The following is a 17,538-nucleotide window of genomic DNA, read 5'->3' as shown; positions in this document are numbered from 1 at the left end:
GACAAGCAGTAAATATGACAATACTCATTAAGGATTCTCAAAGTCCAATTACAATGCCACTTTACCTATTGCATATATCAACACGCATTTAAAACAGAGCCTTATATTTAAATCTATACACTGATATATTATTTATATAACATAGACTTAGCTAATTCTTCTACCTTATCGTATCCCAGCTTTTCTATTAACTTATAAGCAAATTCTATAGCTGTTGCTGGACCTCTACTAGTTATTATATTACCATCAACAACAACATTATCTTCTTTGTAGTTGCAATTTATAAGTTCATCTTCAAATCCAGGATATGAAGTTATATTTCTTTCATTTGTTAATCCTGCTTTTCCAAGTACTATAGGAGCTGCACAGATAGCACCTATTATTTTACCTTGTTTATCATGCTTGTTAACAAACTCTATAACTCTTTCATCATCTCTTAAGTTTTTTGCTCCAGGCATCCCACCCGGAAGTGCTACTAGATCATATTCCATATCAGACTTAAAGATCTTATCTGCTTTTATTGTAACTCCATGAGAAGAAGTTACACATTCTTTATTCATCGAAACTAAATCACAAACTATATCCGCTCTTCTTATAATATCAGATATAGTTAATGCCTCAACCTCTTCGAAACCTTCTGCTAATAATACACATGCCTTTTTCATAAAATTCTCCTCCTACTATTATACAATCATAACATCTTTCAATTCATCATCAATCATTAACATAACATTCGTTCCTCTTCCAGCACGATTTTGAAGCTTTATATCTTCAACAGTTATATTTAATTTCTCATTTGCCTTTGAAGTAAGTGAAATTTCTTGTGATCTAGGTGATATTATAACCATATTTCCATTAACCTCTAAGTATTTAGAAACATATGCTCCAAATATAACCTCATCTTCTTCTCTTAAACTAATACCAGTAACTCCAGATGCAACCTTTCCCATAGAATTAACATTCTCAACTGGGAATCTTATTGCCATACCCTTCTTAGTTATCATTATTAAATTTCCTAAAGTTATATTATTTATATCTACAGATATAACCTCATCATCTTCTGTCTTAAGTTTATAGAAAAATTGCTTTTGAGTATTTACTTTAAACTCATTTAATAAAGTTTTCTTTACTAATCCCTTTTTACTAAAAGAATAAAGTGCTAAATTATTATCGTAAGAAGAAATTGAACTTATTCTTATTATCTTTTCTTTCTTTTCTAATTCTCCAGTAAATACTTCTAATTTAATATCTTCATTCATTATATTTTTCAATAAGAATCCAGGTATTTTATACATATACCCCTTATTACTAAATAGCAATAAGGTTTTTAATGAATTTATTTTTGCTCTATTCGAATCTACTTTTGATGTCTTATAAGACTTAAGTATATTTTTATCGTTAATCCCTATGTTAAATTCAAAATATTCTTCTTCTTTACTTTCATTCACTTCAATAATTTCATCATCTACAGATAAATTAAATAATTGAATAGGTAAAATATTTCTTGGTACATTTTCAAGTTCTGGTACTTCTATTGTAAACTCTAAATCTAATTTAGTTTTTATATTTAAATAATCATTATTTTCTTCTCTATCTCTTAATTTAACATTCAGTAATGCATCCTGATCTCTTAATTTTAATGCTTGAAGCTTTCCATAAGATGTTTCAAATTTATCTAGTGAACTTTCTTTTATTCCACCACTTTTAGTTATAAATCTAAAAATTTTATTTGGATTAAAGTTATCTACTGATATAACTTCAACTATTTTTTCATCTTCTAAATTTAGAGATTTTATTATAGTATCAAGTCTTTCACCTTTTTCTTTCCATTTTAATTCTGGAATATTTATTCCTTTAGCTTGATACATAAACCCCTTATCCGTAAAGATAAGAAGACTATCTCTAGTATTTGAACTTATTAGATATTCTAACTTATCCCCTTCTCTATATTCTATATCCTCAGGATTAGAATTGGATCTAATATAATTTTTAACTGGTATTCTTTTTATAAATCCATCTTTAGATAAAGTTATCATAACCTCTTCAACTATTATAAGTTCTTCAATATCTATTTTACTCTTGGCATCATCTTCTATAATTTGAGTTTTTCTTTCGTCCCCATATTTATCACTTATTTCTTTTAATTCAAATTTTATAACTTTTAATAATTCTTTTTCATTTGATAATATCTTTTCAAGTCTTTTTATTATTTTTTCAAGTTCTTTGTATTCTTTTTCAAAAACTTTTATTTCAAGACCTGTTAATCTATATAGCATTAATTCTAATATAGCTTGAGCTTGTTCTGCTGTAAAAGCAAATTTTTCAATTAAATTATTAGATGCATCTTTTTTAGATTTTGAGCTTCTTATAGTTGCAATAACTTCATCTAGTACATCTATAGCTTTAATAAATCCTTCCACTATATGGAATCTCTTTTGTGCTACCTCAAGTTCTTTTTCACTTCTTCTTGTTACTATTTCTTTTTGATGATTTACATAATGCCTTATCATATCTTTAAGGCTCATGGTTTCAGGCTTTCCATCAGCTAAAGCAACCATATTAAAACTTATATTACATTGAAGTTCTGTCTTTTTAAATAAGTATTTTAATATCTTATTTGCACTATCCTCATCAGCAGATTTCTTTAATTCTATTACTGCTCGTATACCATTTCTATCAGACTCATCTCTAATGTCAGATATAAGCTCTAATGCCTTTGAGTGCCTTCTATCTCCTGTCATCTCAGAAATAGTTTGAAGTAATTTTGCTTTATTCCTTCTATAAGGGAACTCTGTAATAGCTATTCCAATTCTACCACTGTCTAGCTTTTCGATATTAGTTTTCGCTCTATACGCTACTTTACCAACACCACTTTCATAGGCTGATCTAAGTGAATTTTTTCCTATTAATATTCCACCTGTTGGCAAATCTGGTCCTTTAATATGTTCCATTAATTCTTTAATATCTATTTCATTATTATCTATATATGCTAATACTCCATCTGTTACTTCTTTTAAGTTATGTGGAGGAATGTTAGTTGCAAGACCTACTGCAATTCCAAATGATCCATTAACTAAAAGGTTAGGATATCTACTTGGTAATACCTTAGGTTCAAATTCACTATCTGAATAGTTTGGAACCATGTCAACAGTATCCTTATCTATATCTCTCAACATTTCCATGGAAATAGGTGCAAGTCTAGCTTCTGTATAACGCATGGCTGCCGCACTATCTCCATCAATTGATCCCCAGTTTCCATGACCATCTATTAGTGGAGCTCTTGTTGAAAAATTCTGTGCCAAAATAGTCATAGCATCATACACTGATGAATCTCCATGTGGATGAAATTTACCTAATATATCTCCTACTATTCTTGCCGACTTATAATAAGGTCTATCTGGAAAAGCCTTTAGAAGATATGCTCCATAAAGTATTCTTCTGTGCACTGGTTTTAGTCCATCTCTTACATCTGGAAGTGCTCTTTCTTTGGCTACTTCAATAGCATAAGGCAAATAATTTTCAGGCATAGCTTCCTCTAATGGTACTTTAATTATATTATTATCTCTTGGTATACTTTGAACTTTTTTTGCCATAATATTTCTCCATTCTTAACTTAATTGAATTCTCCGTATTTATACATATAATTTTTTCTCGGCTCTACTACATCGCCCATAAGTAGAGATATCATTTTTTCTGCTTTTGCTGCATCCTCTATTGTAACTTGTATAAGAGTTCTTGTTTCTGGATTTAAAGTAGTTTCCCATAATTGTTCTGGATTCATTTCTCCAAGTCCTTTATATCTTTGAATCAATGCACCTTTCCCAATTTCTTTTTTAGCCTTTTCTAGCTCTTCATCACTATATGCATACTTTACAGTCTCAGAACCTTTATTAACCTTGTATACTTTGTATAAAGGTGGTTGTGCTAAATATAGATGCCCATTTGCAATTAACGATCTCATATATCTATAAATATAAGTCATCCATAATGTTCTTATGTGATATCCGTCTACATCAGCATCACTCATTATTATAACTTTATCATATTTCATATCATCTTGTTTATAATTTTCTAATGTCCCTGTTCCAATTGCCGCATTAAATATTCTTAACTCTTCTGAAGCTAAAACATTCTCAAGCTTTTGTTTTTCAGTGTTCATTATTTTACCTTTAGATGGCATTATAGTTTGGAATCTTCTATCTCTTGCTTGTTTTGCAGAACCTCCTGCTGAGTCTCCCTCAACAACTATAAATTCATTAACACTTTTATCTTTTAATGTACACACTGCAATTTTACCTGCTAAAGGTGCTGTTCCAACTCCAACCTTTTTCTTTTCAGCATCATTTATCTTTTTAATTTTTTCTCTTCTCTTTGCAGATTCTAATGCATTACTAATTAAAGTTGTTGCTAACTCCTTATTATCTTCTATCCATTCTAATAATTTAGTATATACTAAATCATTCATCATAGTATACGCTTCATTATTTCCTAGTTTAGTTTTGGTTTGTCCTTCAAAAATCGGATTGGTAATTTTAATTCTAAGTATTGCAGTCATACCTTCTCTTAAATCATTACCTTCAAACTCTTTATCCTTTTCTTTTATTAAGTTAAGCCTCTTAGCACCCTCTTTAAAAGCTCTCGTCATACCAGTCTTAAATCCAGTTTCATGAGTTCCAGCTTCAGTAGTTGGTATATTATTCACATAACTTGCTATATACTCTGTTGATGAATCTGTGAATTGTATACAGATTTCACCTTGCACTTGAAGATTATTTACTGTTCTTTCTCCCTCAAAAATAATAGGATTGTCATGAATAACTGTTTTGCTTTCATTTAAGTAATTAATAAAATCTAAAAGACCATTTTCTGAGTAATATTCTTTTTGAATCTCCTCATCTTTTCTTCTATCTATAAGTTCTAATCTTATTCCTTTGTTTTGGAATGCTAGCTCTTGCAATCTACTATCTATAACATCAAATTTAAAATCTGTAGAAGAAAATACCTCTGAATCAGGTTTAAAAGTGACTTTCGTTCCTGTTTTATCAGTCTTTCCAATTACCTGTAACTTACTCACAGGTGTACCTGGCATAGATCTTTTTAACTCCTTATCAAAAGCATATTCAAATCTTTGTCTATAAATATTACTGTTTTGATACACTTCTACTTCAACCCATTTTGATAAAGCATTCACTACAGCTGCTCCAACTCCATGAAGTCCTCCAGAAGTTTTATAATTTTTATTATCAAACTTACCTCCAGTATGAAGTTCTGTAAATACCATTTCAACACCTGATTTTTTCTTTAAAGGATGTATTCCTGTTGGTATTCCTCTACCATTATCATAAATTGTAGCACTTTTATCTTCATTTAAAATAATAGTTACCTTATCTCCATATCCATTTGTAATCTCATCTATAGCATTGTCTAATATTTCCCATATACAATGATGTAATCCCTTAGTTCCTGTAGACCCTATATACATACCAGGTCTAATTCTTACTGGTTCCAACTTCTCTAAAGATGTTAAATCAGTAACATCATAATTATTATTTTTTAATTCCATAAGGCCCTCCTAAAACTATACTTAAATCTATTATATTTTTAAGTAAGTACTAATATTTTAACTCTCACTATTCTATATTATATTTCCACTGTTTACTATAGCTATTATTTATAGTAAATTTACTTTTAGTACAGACATGCGAACTTATGTACTATTATACTATAAAAATATACTTTATTTTACATCTCATGTCAAAAAATAAAATATTTAATTTTAATTTACCATATTCCATATATCCCATACGCGAAAGAAGAGTGCTTTATTTAGTTATGTAATAAAAATTTTAAGCTTTATTACACCTTTTAAGCACTCTTTAAATCTAATTCTATATAACAAATTTAAACATCACATATTTCAATATTTCTAATGTGTTTAGTATGATTCCACTCTTTATTATTTTTATTCCATATTCCTTGAATAGTAATAGGAACCCAAGTTATAGTATATAATCCATATAATAAGAATCTGAAAAATAATACTAAATTACTCTTTCCTAATAATAAGAAGACTGCTAATAAGAATAATACATTAAATCCCAAAGTAATTCCTAATGCTACACCATAATTTTTTGTTGCATCTAATCCATAATTTTTTACTATATCTAAAATGTAAGGAATAAAAAATATGTTAGTTGAATACAACGCTGTCATTACAAAGAAACCCCTAGATATCTTTTTTTCAACTGCCAATATTAATGGAGTAATTATAAATTGTATTAAAGCAAATACCTTAATTCCTATACCAACCCACACATTTCCTTGGAATACTTGACTCAAAACAAATATATCATGTCCTGATGTATCTAATTGTATTATTGTTAAAATTGCTGATGCAGCTAACATCAAAGTAATGAATGGTTGTAATACATATAATGCACAATCAAATATATACCATTTTCTTTCTTTAATTGACTTTTTAGTTAACTTCCAAAAATATCTTGATGCTACATCTGTAAATCCCTGCATCCATCTTTTTCTTTGAGTCCATGATTGAGATAATTTTAGTGGTTTCTCATCATAAATTATAGCATCATGAGCCCATCCTACTTTTTCTCCATTTAGCACAAGCTTACATGTAAATTCTAAGTCCTCAGTCAAGCAAGTTGCTCCCCAACCTAATTCTTTTAAAGTTTCAGTTTCTATTGCAAAACCTGTTCCACCTATTTGATTAGAAAATCCTACATTTTCTCTAGCTAATTGGAACATCCTATTTTGAGTCCAAAAAGCTATTGAATATGAAGTTGCTATCCATGAATCTTCAGGATTTTTACTATCAATATAGCCTTGTACAACTTTATATCCATCATTCATTTTAGAATTAATTTCTTGTAAAAAATCCTTATGAACTAGATTGTCAGCATCAAATATAGCTACTGCATCATATTGTTTTTTCATTTTAGATAAATTATCAAACATCCATTCTAAAGCATAACCTTTGCCACGTTTATCTTTATTAAATCTTTCACAGACATTAACACCATATTTTTTTGATATTTTAGCAGTATTGTCAGTACAATTATCTGCTATAACAAAAACATCATACATATCTTTGGGATAATTAAGATTTAACATACTTTCAATTAATTTACCAATAACTACTTCTTCATTATGTGCTGCAATTAATAACGCAAATTTCTTATTAGGAGTATAATTTTTCTTTTCCTTTTTCCTAATAAGACCAAAAAAACCTAACACCATATAATATAAAGTTAATATAATTACAAATATTTGAAATATCGTTGTTGTTATGGTAAAAATATTTTTTCCCATTACATTCACTCCTAATGTTAAATGAAGCTAATTCTTCACTTATTATTTTATCTACACATTTTAATTACACCTTTATTTAATATATTTCAATATAAATAAAAAATCAAGTATGTTTTTCTTAAGATAAAATTAAGATTGTTTTATTTGCGTTTTTTGTAATCATTTACCATGAGTTTTCTTAGTTTCTTTATCATTTATTTAATAATGCTTATTTCTTTTTGGTAAATTAATAAATATTATAAATCATACTTTAATTCTATATCTTTATAATTTGCATATATTCGAATATTTATTAATGTAATTTTTGTAATTAAAAAATCCTTTTTATCTTAATTTTATTTTTTCAAAAACCTAAAATTAAAATAAATTTTTTCTATAAAAATAACAAGTCCATTTACCAGTCTATTTTTCATCATGCTACGTCGTCAGATTGACCTAATAGGAACGCTATGAGTTCAATTCATCTTCTTGCCTGATGAAAAATATCAATTGCAACTTTGGACTTGTTACTTATTTCCATTTACCTAAAGTTAATTTTTATAAATTTATAAATGTTTTATTGATATAAAAGTAAAAAAATTATATAATTCCCTGACTTATCATAGCTTCTGCTACTTTCATAAATCCAGCTATGTTAGCTCCAGCTACAATATTTCCTGAATTACCATATTCTCCTGCTGCATTTTTAGAGTTGTTATATATATTTTTCATTATATCTTTAAGTTTTTCATCTACTTCTTCAAATGTCCATGATAATCTCAAACTATTTTGTGACATTTCAAGAGCCGAACAAGCAACGCCTCCAGCATTAGCCGCTTTTGCTGGTCCAAATAACACATTATTATTTTGGAATATATCTATTGCATCTAAAGTTGATGGCATATTAGCACCCTCTGCTACTGCTTGAACTCCATTATTCACTAATATTTTTGCACTTTCCGAGTCAATTTCTCCTTGAGTTGCACAAGGTAATGCTATATCACATTTAATTTTCCAAATACCATTGCATCCATCTTCATACTTAGCACTTGGTACATAAATTAAATAATCCTTTATTCTGCCTCTCTTTACTTCTTTAATTTCTTTTATAACTTTTAAATCTATTCCATTTTCATCATATATATATCCATTAGAATCACTTAAAGCTACAACTGTTGCACCTAATTCTTGTGCCTTTTGAGTAGCATAAATAGCTACATTTCCGGATCCAGAAATAACTACTCTTTTACCTTCAAATGTCATATTATTATCTTTTAACATTTCATTTGTAAAGTATACTAAACCATATCCAGTAGCTTCTGTTCTAGCTAAGCTACCTCCAAAAGTTAATCCTTTTCCAGTTAAAACCCCTTGTTCACTAGCATTTCTTAATTTTTTATAGTAACCATAAAGATATCCAATTTCTCTTCCACCTACACCAATGTCTCCTGCTGGAACATCTATATTAGGTCCAATGTGTTTGTATAATTCAGCCATAAAACTTTGACAGAACCTCATTATTTCATTATTTGATTTTCCTTTTGGATCAAAATCTGAACCACCTTTTCCCCCACCAATTGGTAATCCAGTTAAAGAATTTTTAAATATTTGTTCAAAACCCAAGAATTTTATTATACTTAAATTTACTGATGGATGAAATCTTAATCCACCCTTATATGGTCCTATGGCATTATTAAATTGTACCCTAAATCCTCTATTTACCTTTACTTCCCCATTATCATTTACCCAAGGTACTCTAAAGATGATTTGTCTATCTGGCTCAACTATTCTCTCAAGTAAAGCTGCATCTATAAATTCTGGATGCTTTGCAAATACTGGTACTAAAGAATTTAATACTTCAGTAACCGCATCTATAAATTCTGTTTCTTCCTTATTAACCTCTTTAACCCTTTTTAATACCCCATCAACATATTCCATTGCTTTTGCTTCCATTAAACTCATCTCCTTAAAATTTTACAATCAATTATTTTAGTTTAAATGATTTTGTTTATATAATACACCTTGAGGTATTATTTTGCTATAATATTATTAAAATAATATAAAAATTCACATTATATCATATAAAGTCGCTATTTATTATTAATTTACCAATTATAATTTTAGGATTATTTTATAATTTCACTAATTAATCTTTTAAAAAATCGTATATTTTTGCCTTTAATGCAACTATATTCCATAGATGACATTGTTAGAGATCCCAATGTTCCTATTATTATATCTAGCATAGTATCAATCAAACTATTATTTTGAGAATTTAAACCAAATAATCTATCCGTAGAAAACTCCCATATCTCCCAAACGCCAGCCATTGCTATTGAAAAACTTAATATAAAAATTAGTGAAAATAGTGGATTTAATTTATCACTAACTTTATGTGTATAATTCACATATATAGAAAATCCTATAACACTAATTATGATTCCAGATACAAAATGAAGTATTTTATCATAACAATATATATATGTATATATATCAAATACATTGCCTACATACATTGCCATAATTATGAAAGTTAAAATTAACAAGTAAATCATTTTACAATGTTTAATAAAAGTAACAGAAAAAACAAACTTTGCAATAAAAATAGTAATAATAAGTAATACAATTCTAAAGACATTATCACCTGACTGAAATAATATATTAAATAGTAAGTGAATTACTAATATTGCACTCACTATTATTGTTATTATTTCATCATATGTTAATTTTCTTCTCAAAATTTATTCCTCCTCAATTTATATATCTTCTTAAACTATACTTTTTAAAACAATATTAACTGTAATTTGTTTTAAAATTAAAGCCTCTATATTTTTCTAATCATTAAAATGCGAGTAATAATTGCACCACCAATAAAACCTCCTATATGCCCTAAATTATCTATACCCTTAATGGTAAATCCAGACATTAAAGTTAAAATTATTATTCCTACTAAATTTAATATATACCCCTTTTTTAATCTATGTCTTTCTTTTATACTAAATACTAGTATTGCTCCAAGTAAGCCAAATATAGCTCCAGATGCTCCTACCGATACTGAATTTTCATTCAATAATATGCTTAATAAACTTGAAGTTATAGCTGATGTAAAATATATACATAAATATTTGTTAACACCAAAAATTCTTTCTACTTGTGGTCCTAAAATATATAATGCATACATATTAGATAACAGATGAGTTATACCTCCATGTAAAAATGCACAAGTTATTAATCTCCAAATCTCACCTTGATATATTAAATAATTATATTTAGCTCCAAAATCTATTAATACATTTATATCTATGTATAATATGCTTTTAGATTCAAATACTGTTAATAAGAATATAATCACATTTATTGCAATTAAAATTAAAGTGCTCTTCTTATTTCTTGAAAATTTATTTAACTTAAATTCAGAGCTTTTATTTATATTAATAATTATATTTTTCAAAGGTTCACATGATTTATCACATAAAACTATGTTATTATTTTTTTTATTTATAACTAATTTATTTATATTTTCCTGTTTACTTCCTAAATATTCTCCATTTGAAAATACCACTATATTTAAAGCAAAATTTTTTCCTAATGTTTTTAAATATGTTACAGCTTCATCTACGTTTATGTCTTCATGTTCTTCACTTGTAACTAGTACACAATAGCTACCATATGGTAATTCCTTTATTGCAATATAATTTAATTTATCATAAAACTTACTATAATATTCTTTAATATAAAAATTATCATTTTTTATTAAGAAATTAAATAATTTTTGTTCTAAATATTTCATTCTTAAGTCCATCCCTTTTTATTATCTATTTATATTTTTCAGGCTATATTTTATAAAAGTGTTGATATATACATAAGTAAATTGGACAGAGTAATTAGACTTTACCTATTGTATATATCAACACATATTAAAATAACCATCTTTTAAAACATATATTCCTATGATTTTTTATCACATAAGTAATACAAATGCTGCCTTAAAAATTAAGACAGCATTATATAATATATTTTTATTAGCTATGTTTTAGATATATCAACACATTGCTTAAACATATCCTTATTCTTTAAAAATCAATCATATCTAATAATTCATTAAATCTTTTTATCGTTGCTTCTAAAGGTTCATCAGTCGTCATGTCAACACCTGCATTTCTTAGTATATCTATTGGATAATCACTTCCTCCAGATTTTAAGAAGCCTTTATATTTTTCAACCGCATTTTCCTTTTTCTCTAAAATAGCTTTAGAAAATGCTGAAGCTGCTGCATAACCTGTAGCATATTGATAAACATAAAAATCTGAATAGAAATGAGGTATTCTTGACCATTCAATATCTATTTCTTTATCTACAACCATATCTGGTCCAAAATATTTTACATTTAATTCATGCCATTTAGTATTGTAATCTTCAGAAGTTAAAGGTATTCCTTTTTCTAAAGTCTCATGGGTATATAATTCAAACTCTGCAAACATTAACTGTCTAAATACTGTAGTTCTTATTTGCTCTAATTCTTGATTTATCAAATAAAGCTTTTTATTTTCATCTTTTTCTTTATCTATTAAATAATGAATAAGTATTGATTCATTTGTAGTAGATGCAACTTCTGCACAGAATAAAGTATATCCTGCATAATAGTATGGTTGTTCTTTTCTTGAATAATATGAATGAATTGAATGGCCCATTTCATGTGCTAATGTAGATACATCACCAAGTTCATTATTATAATTTAATAATACATAAGGCATTGTATCATATCCACCCCATGAATATGCTCCACCTTTTTTACCTTTATTTTCATATATATCTATCCAACCATCCTCTATACCACTCTTAAATATACTTAAATATTCATCACCTAATGGCTTTAGTGCATCCAATACTATATCTACACCATCATTAAACTCTATCTTTTCTTTTGGAGTTTCAATAACTGGAACATATAAGTCATACATATGAATTTCATCTAAGCCTAAAAGTTTCTTTTTCACTTTTACATATCTGTGAAGAGAATCTAAATTATCATTTATAACTTTTACAGCATTTTTATATACTTCTAAAGGTATATTGTTAGGTTTAAGTGACGCTTCTAAGGCACAATTATATTTTCTTATTTTGCTGCTAAAATTAAAGTTTTTAATTGAGCAAGTTAAAGAAGTGGCTAATGTATTTTGAAGTTTCTCATATTCACCAAATAACTGTTCAAATGCTCTTTTTCTAAGTTCCCTATTTTTACTTCTTATAAAAGAAGAATAATTGCCCTCTGTTAATTCTATATCTTTTCCATCTTCATTTTTTATTTTTCCAAATGTCATATCTGCATTAGTTAAAATATTATGGATAGCTGATGGTGCATCTAAGCAATCAGAAGCTTGTGCTAAAAGCTCCTCCATTTCTTTTGACAATACATGTGGTTTTTCTTTTAATATGTCTTCAAATAAAAATTTATATGGTTTTAATTCATCTAATCTTTCTATTTCTTTTTCTATAAAACCATCTTCTAAACTCAATATTTCTGGAACAAAATAAGCTGTATAACTTGCAAACTCAGCCATATATATATCAATTTTGCTCATTAAACTTTGATATGTTGCATTTGAAGTATCTTCATCAGACTTTAAATGAGCATATATATATAACTTTTCTGCTTTTCTTGATATTTCTTCACTTAACTTTAAATACTCTAATATACTTTCTCCACAATTTAATTTACCTGAAAAATCTTTTAAGCTATGAGCTTCATTTTTTAAATCATTAAATTCTTTTTCCCACTCATCAATATTTTCATATATTTTTTCTACTTTCCATTTAAATTTGGATTCAATTTCTTCTCTCTTTTTCAATTCTTCCATTAATTTACCTCCTATTTAAATTACAATAGTAAATACTTTGAGATTTTAAATATATTCTTCTTTCTTATCTTTGATATTTTCCCACACATTATTCATTTCTTCTTGTATTAATGTTATGCATTCGTGTATTTTTTCTTTAATAAAATCAAAATCATCTTCATATTTAAATTTTATAACATATGTTGGATCATATTCATCTAAATCCTCTTCTATTTCATATCCTTTTTCAGTGAATCTTTCTGTATTAAATAAATCATATATAGCTGAATATTCCCATTCTTCTACATTTTTATTAGTATCAAAATACATATGTACGATTCCATCTAATACATAAAACTTTTTAACAAATAATCCACCTTCACTTACTTCAAAACTTCCTAACTCTTTCTTTATAAATCCTGTTTCACTATCTTTCTCTATTAAAACTAAACTTGAAAATTCCATAATTCAGCACCATCCTTTTAAATATTTGTTCATTTATAATAAGGCACATGAAAATAAATAATAAGTTCAAAGTTGCAATGAATATTTTTCATCAAGCAAGAAGATGAATTGACCTCCTAGCGTGCCTATTAGGTCAATTTGACGACGCAGCACGATGAAAAATAGGCTGGCAAATGGACTTGTTATTTTTTTGATTGTGCCTAAATACATTATAAGTATATTTTATCTTAATAAGCAATAGAATTGCTTTTATTTATTATTTTTTTCCATTTTATGTATAAAAAACATTTAAATATTTGTAAATATATGGTAATATTTTCTTACAACATTTTATATTATGTTAACCTTTAGTTTTGTATTATTAGAATTTTTTTTAATTTCCAAAACATATTAAAAACATTACAGGAGGTGTTTATGGAGAGGCAGGAGTTTTATAGTAGAAATATAAAAAAAAATAATACAATTGATTTAAATCGATATAAGAAACAAAAGGTAAAGAAAAAACAAAAAAGAACTATTTTAAAACGTTATATCTGCACATTTTTAATTTTAATTACTTTAGTTCTTTCTTCTTTTATTATTACAAAAGAAATATATATTCAAAAAAGATGTGCTGATTTAGCTTATTCTGTTGAACATTATTTTACTAACGGCTTTGATAAAAAGGATAAGCTTCTTAGAGTTCAAGAAATGTCATTAATTTATTCTGATGGAGAAAATGCTCTTGTAGAAGCTTCCGGATTATCAAAAGAAGAACCTCATAAAAAAACAATTTTAAAAGGAAATTTTAAAAAAGATAAAAGTAATTTTTGGGTACTAGATGAAGTATATAATTAGTAATAGTTGCAAACAATTTGCAACTAAGTATATAATATATTTAGGCGTTATATAATATAATGTCTAAATATATTATTTTTAAGGAGTTGATTACTTTTTGATAAAAATAAAAGATTTATCATTTTCATATACAAACAAATCTGAACTTTTATTAGAGAATATTACACTTGATATACCTGGTGGTGTTTACTTATCAATACTAGGTGAAAATGGTAGTTGTAAAAGTACATTTATAAAATTGGTACTTGGATTATTAAAACCAACATCAGGTTCAATAACTTTAGATTTTAATAAAATTTCTTATGTACCTCAAAGATTAGATAATTTTAATTCTCAATTTCCTATAACAGTAAAAGAACTGTTAACAATGCATGCAAAAACCATGGGAATTAAAAAAACTACTGAAATAGATGACGTATTAAATAAAGTTAATATGAAAAACTTCAAAAATTCATTAATTGGAAATTTATCTGGAGGGCAACAACAAAGAATATTTATTGCAAAAGCCCTTATAGGGAATCCTGATTTAATAATATTAGATGAACCATCAACTGGAGTTGATGAAAAAAGTCAGAATGAAATCTATCCTTTATTAAAAAGTTTAAATGAAGATTTAAACAAAACAATTATATCTGTTGAACATAATACAGATGTTGCACTTAAGTATTCTACTCATATTTTAAAAGTTAATAGTGGTATTCTTACTTTATATACTAAAAAAGAATTTATTAATTATCTTGAATGTGAACATCATAAGTCTTGCGCAATGTAAATATTTTATTAATTTTAGAAAGGTAATTATATATGTTTGAATTAAGTTTTATGCAAAATGCCTTTATGGCTGGAATTATAGTAGCAATACTTTGTCCATTTATTGGTCTATTTATTGTTCTTAGAAGAAATTCTATGATCGGAGATACATTATCACACTCATCCTTTGCTGGAGTAGCTATTGGCCTCGTAATAGGAACAAATCCAATAATTACTGCTTTTTTATTTACATCACTTTGTGCAATAATAATAGAATTTCTAAGAGATTATTATAAAAAATATTCTGAATTAGTTATGTCTATTGTATTGACCTTAAGTTTAGGTATTGCAATTATATTAGTAAGTAGCGGTAAAGCTGTTGCTAAAGTAGATTCTTTTTTATTTGGTAGTATATTAACTGTAACAAGAGCAGATATTTTACTAATTGCATTGATTGGTGCTGTTTGTATAATACTTTTACTTATAATTTATAATAAATTAATATATGTAACATTTGATGAAAGTGGTGCTAAAACTGTTGGAATAAATGTTAAACTTATAAATTACATATTTACATTATTAGTTGGTGCAACCATATCTCTTTCTATTCAAATAATGGGAATTTTAGTTGTTTCATCAATAATGGTAGTTCCTGTAGCAACTGCTATGCAATTAAAAAAGGGGTTTAATAAAACACTAATTTTTTCTATAATCTTTGGGTTAATAGATGTTATATTAGGTTTAGTTTTATCATATTATCTTAATAGCGCTCCTGGAGGAACCATTGCTCTAACTTCAGTAATAATGCTAATATTAACTTTAATTTTTACTTCTAACAAAAATCATTAAAACATTGGTAATAAAAAATGCTACATAAACATTTATTTAAAAAATAAATTCTTATGTAGCATTTTTTATTTAGTTCTGTTTTATTAGTATTATCAATAATTTAATATTCTTAAAGCAAAATCTTATCCTTTATCCCACATAGATATCATCTATAATTTTAATAATGGCAAAACGCTTTTAAAATAACGATTTTTTTAATTCTCAATACTTTATAAACTCAATTTGAAGTTAAGAACTTTATATATACTTTACTTATTTTTTTTGCATTCTTGACATACACCTTTAAGAATAAGATTATGCTCTGTTAATGTAAAACCAGTTTTGTTTTCTACAAGTTCTTGTATTTGAATCATAGGACATGGAATCTCAACTTCTTTATGACAAATGTCACATTTTAAAAAATGCATATGAGTCTTTTTCTTTAATTTATAAGAAAATACTCCATCTTCAAGAACAATTTTATCAATTATATCTTTTTCCTCAAATAACTCTAATGTTCTATAAATAGTACTTAAATTAATATTTATATTATCACATCTACATATTTGATATATTTTTTCTGCACTCAAACTATTATTAGAAATTCTTAATATTTCTAATATCTCAATTCTTCCTTTGGTTACTTTTATATTCTTATTTTTTAAAAATTCTTTTAAATCCATTAGTCTATCCCCTAATAAACATTCTTAAGTTTATTATAACACATGATTATTAAAGAACTATACTAAAAGAATACCATTTTTAATCCAAATAATATTAATATAACTCCTGCTAAAAAATCAGCATATTTACTTATAAAACTAATCTTTCTTATATATTTACATAAAAATAATCCACTTAAACATATTATCAATGTTATAAGCCCTATAAGCAAAGAATCTAATATAAGAAGTAAACTATTGTTTAAATTATGAAGAGTAGTAAATCCAACAACTAACGCATCTATGCTTACAGATACTCCTAGTATTATACAAGTACTACTCTTCTCTAATACATCATTTTTCTCATTATTCAATCCATCAAACATCATAAGTATACCTATAATAAAAAGTATTATACCACCTGCCAAAGAAGATATATTTACAATATAGAGATCAAATAAATATCCTATAGTACCTCCAACATAAGTAAACAAAAACTGAAAAAAAGCAAATGACAGTATAAATTTTATTTTATTTCTGTAAGTAAGTATAGAATTTAATCCTATACTCAGTGTTACGCCAAACGCATCCATAGCTAATATAATTCCTATTAATATAACTTCGCTTAAACCCATAATAATCACTTTCCTTATATCTATTAAAATTACTATCTATAATAATAATTATTATTATGAAACTGAAAATATATGCAAAAATAATTAATTAATTTAATATTTATCAAAAAAACTATTTATTTAATGTACTTTTTGTTGTATATTATTAAATAGAGTATTACTAATAAGTAAATAGTATATCACATTTATACTATTATGTTTTAAAAAGGAGCG

The 17,538-nt window shown here is 26.4% G+C and carries 14 protein-coding genes; 3 read left to right on the top strand and 11 right to left on the bottom strand.

The annotated features are described in order from the left end of the window. Positions 1-128 precede the first annotated feature (128 nt). The 9 genes from NG918_RS04145 to NG918_RS04105 all read right to left on the bottom strand — a co-directional run bounded on the left by NG918_RS04145 (position 129) and on the right by NG918_RS04105 (position 13,613). Positions 129-665 carry a DJ-1 family glyoxalase III gene (locus NG918_RS04145; RefSeq protein ID WP_252224737.1) on the bottom strand — a complete coding sequence of 179 codons (537 nt, stop codon included), beginning with the start codon at positions 663-665 and terminating at the stop codon, positions 129-131. A gap of 18 nt (positions 666-683) precedes the next feature. Continuing rightward, a complete protein-coding gene (locus NG918_RS04140; RefSeq protein WP_252224734.1) occupies positions 684-3,593 on the bottom strand; it encodes a DNA topoisomerase IV subunit A in 2,910 nt (969 codons plus the stop codon). A gap of 20 nt (positions 3,594-3,613) precedes the next feature. Beyond that, a complete protein-coding gene (locus NG918_RS04135) occupies positions 3,614-5,563 on the bottom strand; it encodes a DNA gyrase/topoisomerase IV subunit B (RefSeq protein WP_252212701.1) in 1,950 nt (649 codons plus the stop codon). 338 nt (positions 5,564-5,901) lie between these two features. Beyond that, a complete protein-coding gene (locus NG918_RS04130) occupies positions 5,902-7,332 on the bottom strand; it encodes a glycosyltransferase family 2 protein (RefSeq protein ID WP_252224731.1) in 1,431 nt (476 codons plus the stop codon). 579 nt (positions 7,333-7,911) lie between these two features. After that, complete coding sequence (gene gdhA / locus NG918_RS04125) at positions 7,912-9,264, bottom strand: NADP-specific glutamate dehydrogenase (protein ID WP_252212703.1); 1,353 nt, start codon at positions 9,262-9,264, stop codon at positions 7,912-7,914. A 173-nt stretch (positions 9,265-9,437) separates the two neighbouring features. Continuing rightward, a complete protein-coding gene (locus NG918_RS04120; RefSeq protein WP_252224728.1) occupies positions 9,438-10,049 on the bottom strand; it encodes a DUF2238 domain-containing protein in 612 nt (203 codons plus the stop codon). Between the two features lie 86 nt (positions 10,050-10,135). Beyond that, the gene (locus NG918_RS04115; RefSeq protein WP_252212705.1) at positions 10,136-11,101 is read right to left on the bottom strand and encodes a rhomboid family intramembrane serine protease; all 966 of its coding nucleotides are present in this window, start codon (positions 11,099-11,101) and stop codon (positions 10,136-10,138) included. Between the two features lie 283 nt (positions 11,102-11,384). Next, positions 11,385-13,169 (bottom strand): oligoendopeptidase F, encoded by a 1,785-nt coding sequence (gene pepF, locus NG918_RS04110; protein ID WP_252212706.1) that lies wholly within the window; start codon positions 13,167-13,169, stop codon positions 11,385-11,387. A 45-nt stretch (positions 13,170-13,214) separates the two neighbouring features. After that, positions 13,215-13,613 (bottom strand): DUF6762 family protein, encoded by a 399-nt coding sequence (locus NG918_RS04105; RefSeq protein WP_252212707.1) that lies wholly within the window; start codon positions 13,611-13,613, stop codon positions 13,215-13,217. A gap of 414 nt (positions 13,614-14,027) precedes the next feature. On the opposite strand from NG918_RS04105, the gene NG918_RS04100 reads away from it, so the two are divergent. The 3 genes from NG918_RS04100 (at position 14,028) to NG918_RS04090 (ending at position 16,049) form a co-directional block, all read left to right on the top strand. Next, the gene (locus NG918_RS04100; protein WP_252212708.1) at positions 14,028-14,450 is read left to right on the top strand and encodes a hypothetical protein; all 423 of its coding nucleotides are present in this window, start codon (positions 14,028-14,030) and stop codon (positions 14,448-14,450) included. Positions 14,451-14,547: 97 nt separating this feature from the next. Further along, positions 14,548-15,222: a metal ABC transporter ATP-binding protein gene (locus tag NG918_RS04095; RefSeq protein WP_252212709.1), complete on the top strand. Its 675-nt coding sequence runs from the start codon at positions 14,548-14,550 to the stop codon at positions 15,220-15,222. 32 nt (positions 15,223-15,254) lie between these two features. Further along, positions 15,255-16,049 carry a metal ABC transporter permease gene (locus tag NG918_RS04090; protein ID WP_252212710.1) on the top strand — a complete coding sequence of 265 codons (795 nt, stop codon included), beginning with the start codon at positions 15,255-15,257 and terminating at the stop codon, positions 16,047-16,049. Between the two features lie 248 nt (positions 16,050-16,297). Here the strand turns inward: NG918_RS04090 and NG918_RS04085 are convergent, their stop codons facing one another. Both NG918_RS04085 and NG918_RS04080 read right to left on the bottom strand, forming a co-directional pair. Beyond that, positions 16,298-16,711 carry a Fur family transcriptional regulator gene (locus NG918_RS04085; RefSeq protein ID WP_252212711.1) on the bottom strand — a complete coding sequence of 138 codons (414 nt, stop codon included), beginning with the start codon at positions 16,709-16,711 and terminating at the stop codon, positions 16,298-16,300. A 62-nt stretch (positions 16,712-16,773) separates the two neighbouring features. Beyond that, entirely contained in the window at positions 16,774-17,325 is a 552-nt protein-coding gene (locus tag NG918_RS04080; protein ID WP_252224721.1) for a manganese efflux pump MntP, read from the bottom strand. Positions 17,326-17,538 lie beyond the last annotated feature (213 nt).

Source organism: Clostridium sp. ZBS2, from assembly GCF_023845855.1.
Lineage (GTDB): Bacteria > Bacillota > Clostridia > Clostridiales > Clostridiaceae > Clostridium > Clostridium aquiflavi.
The sequence above is the reverse complement of the archived record's forward strand: the minus strand, read 5'-3'. Positions and strand labels throughout refer to the sequence as shown.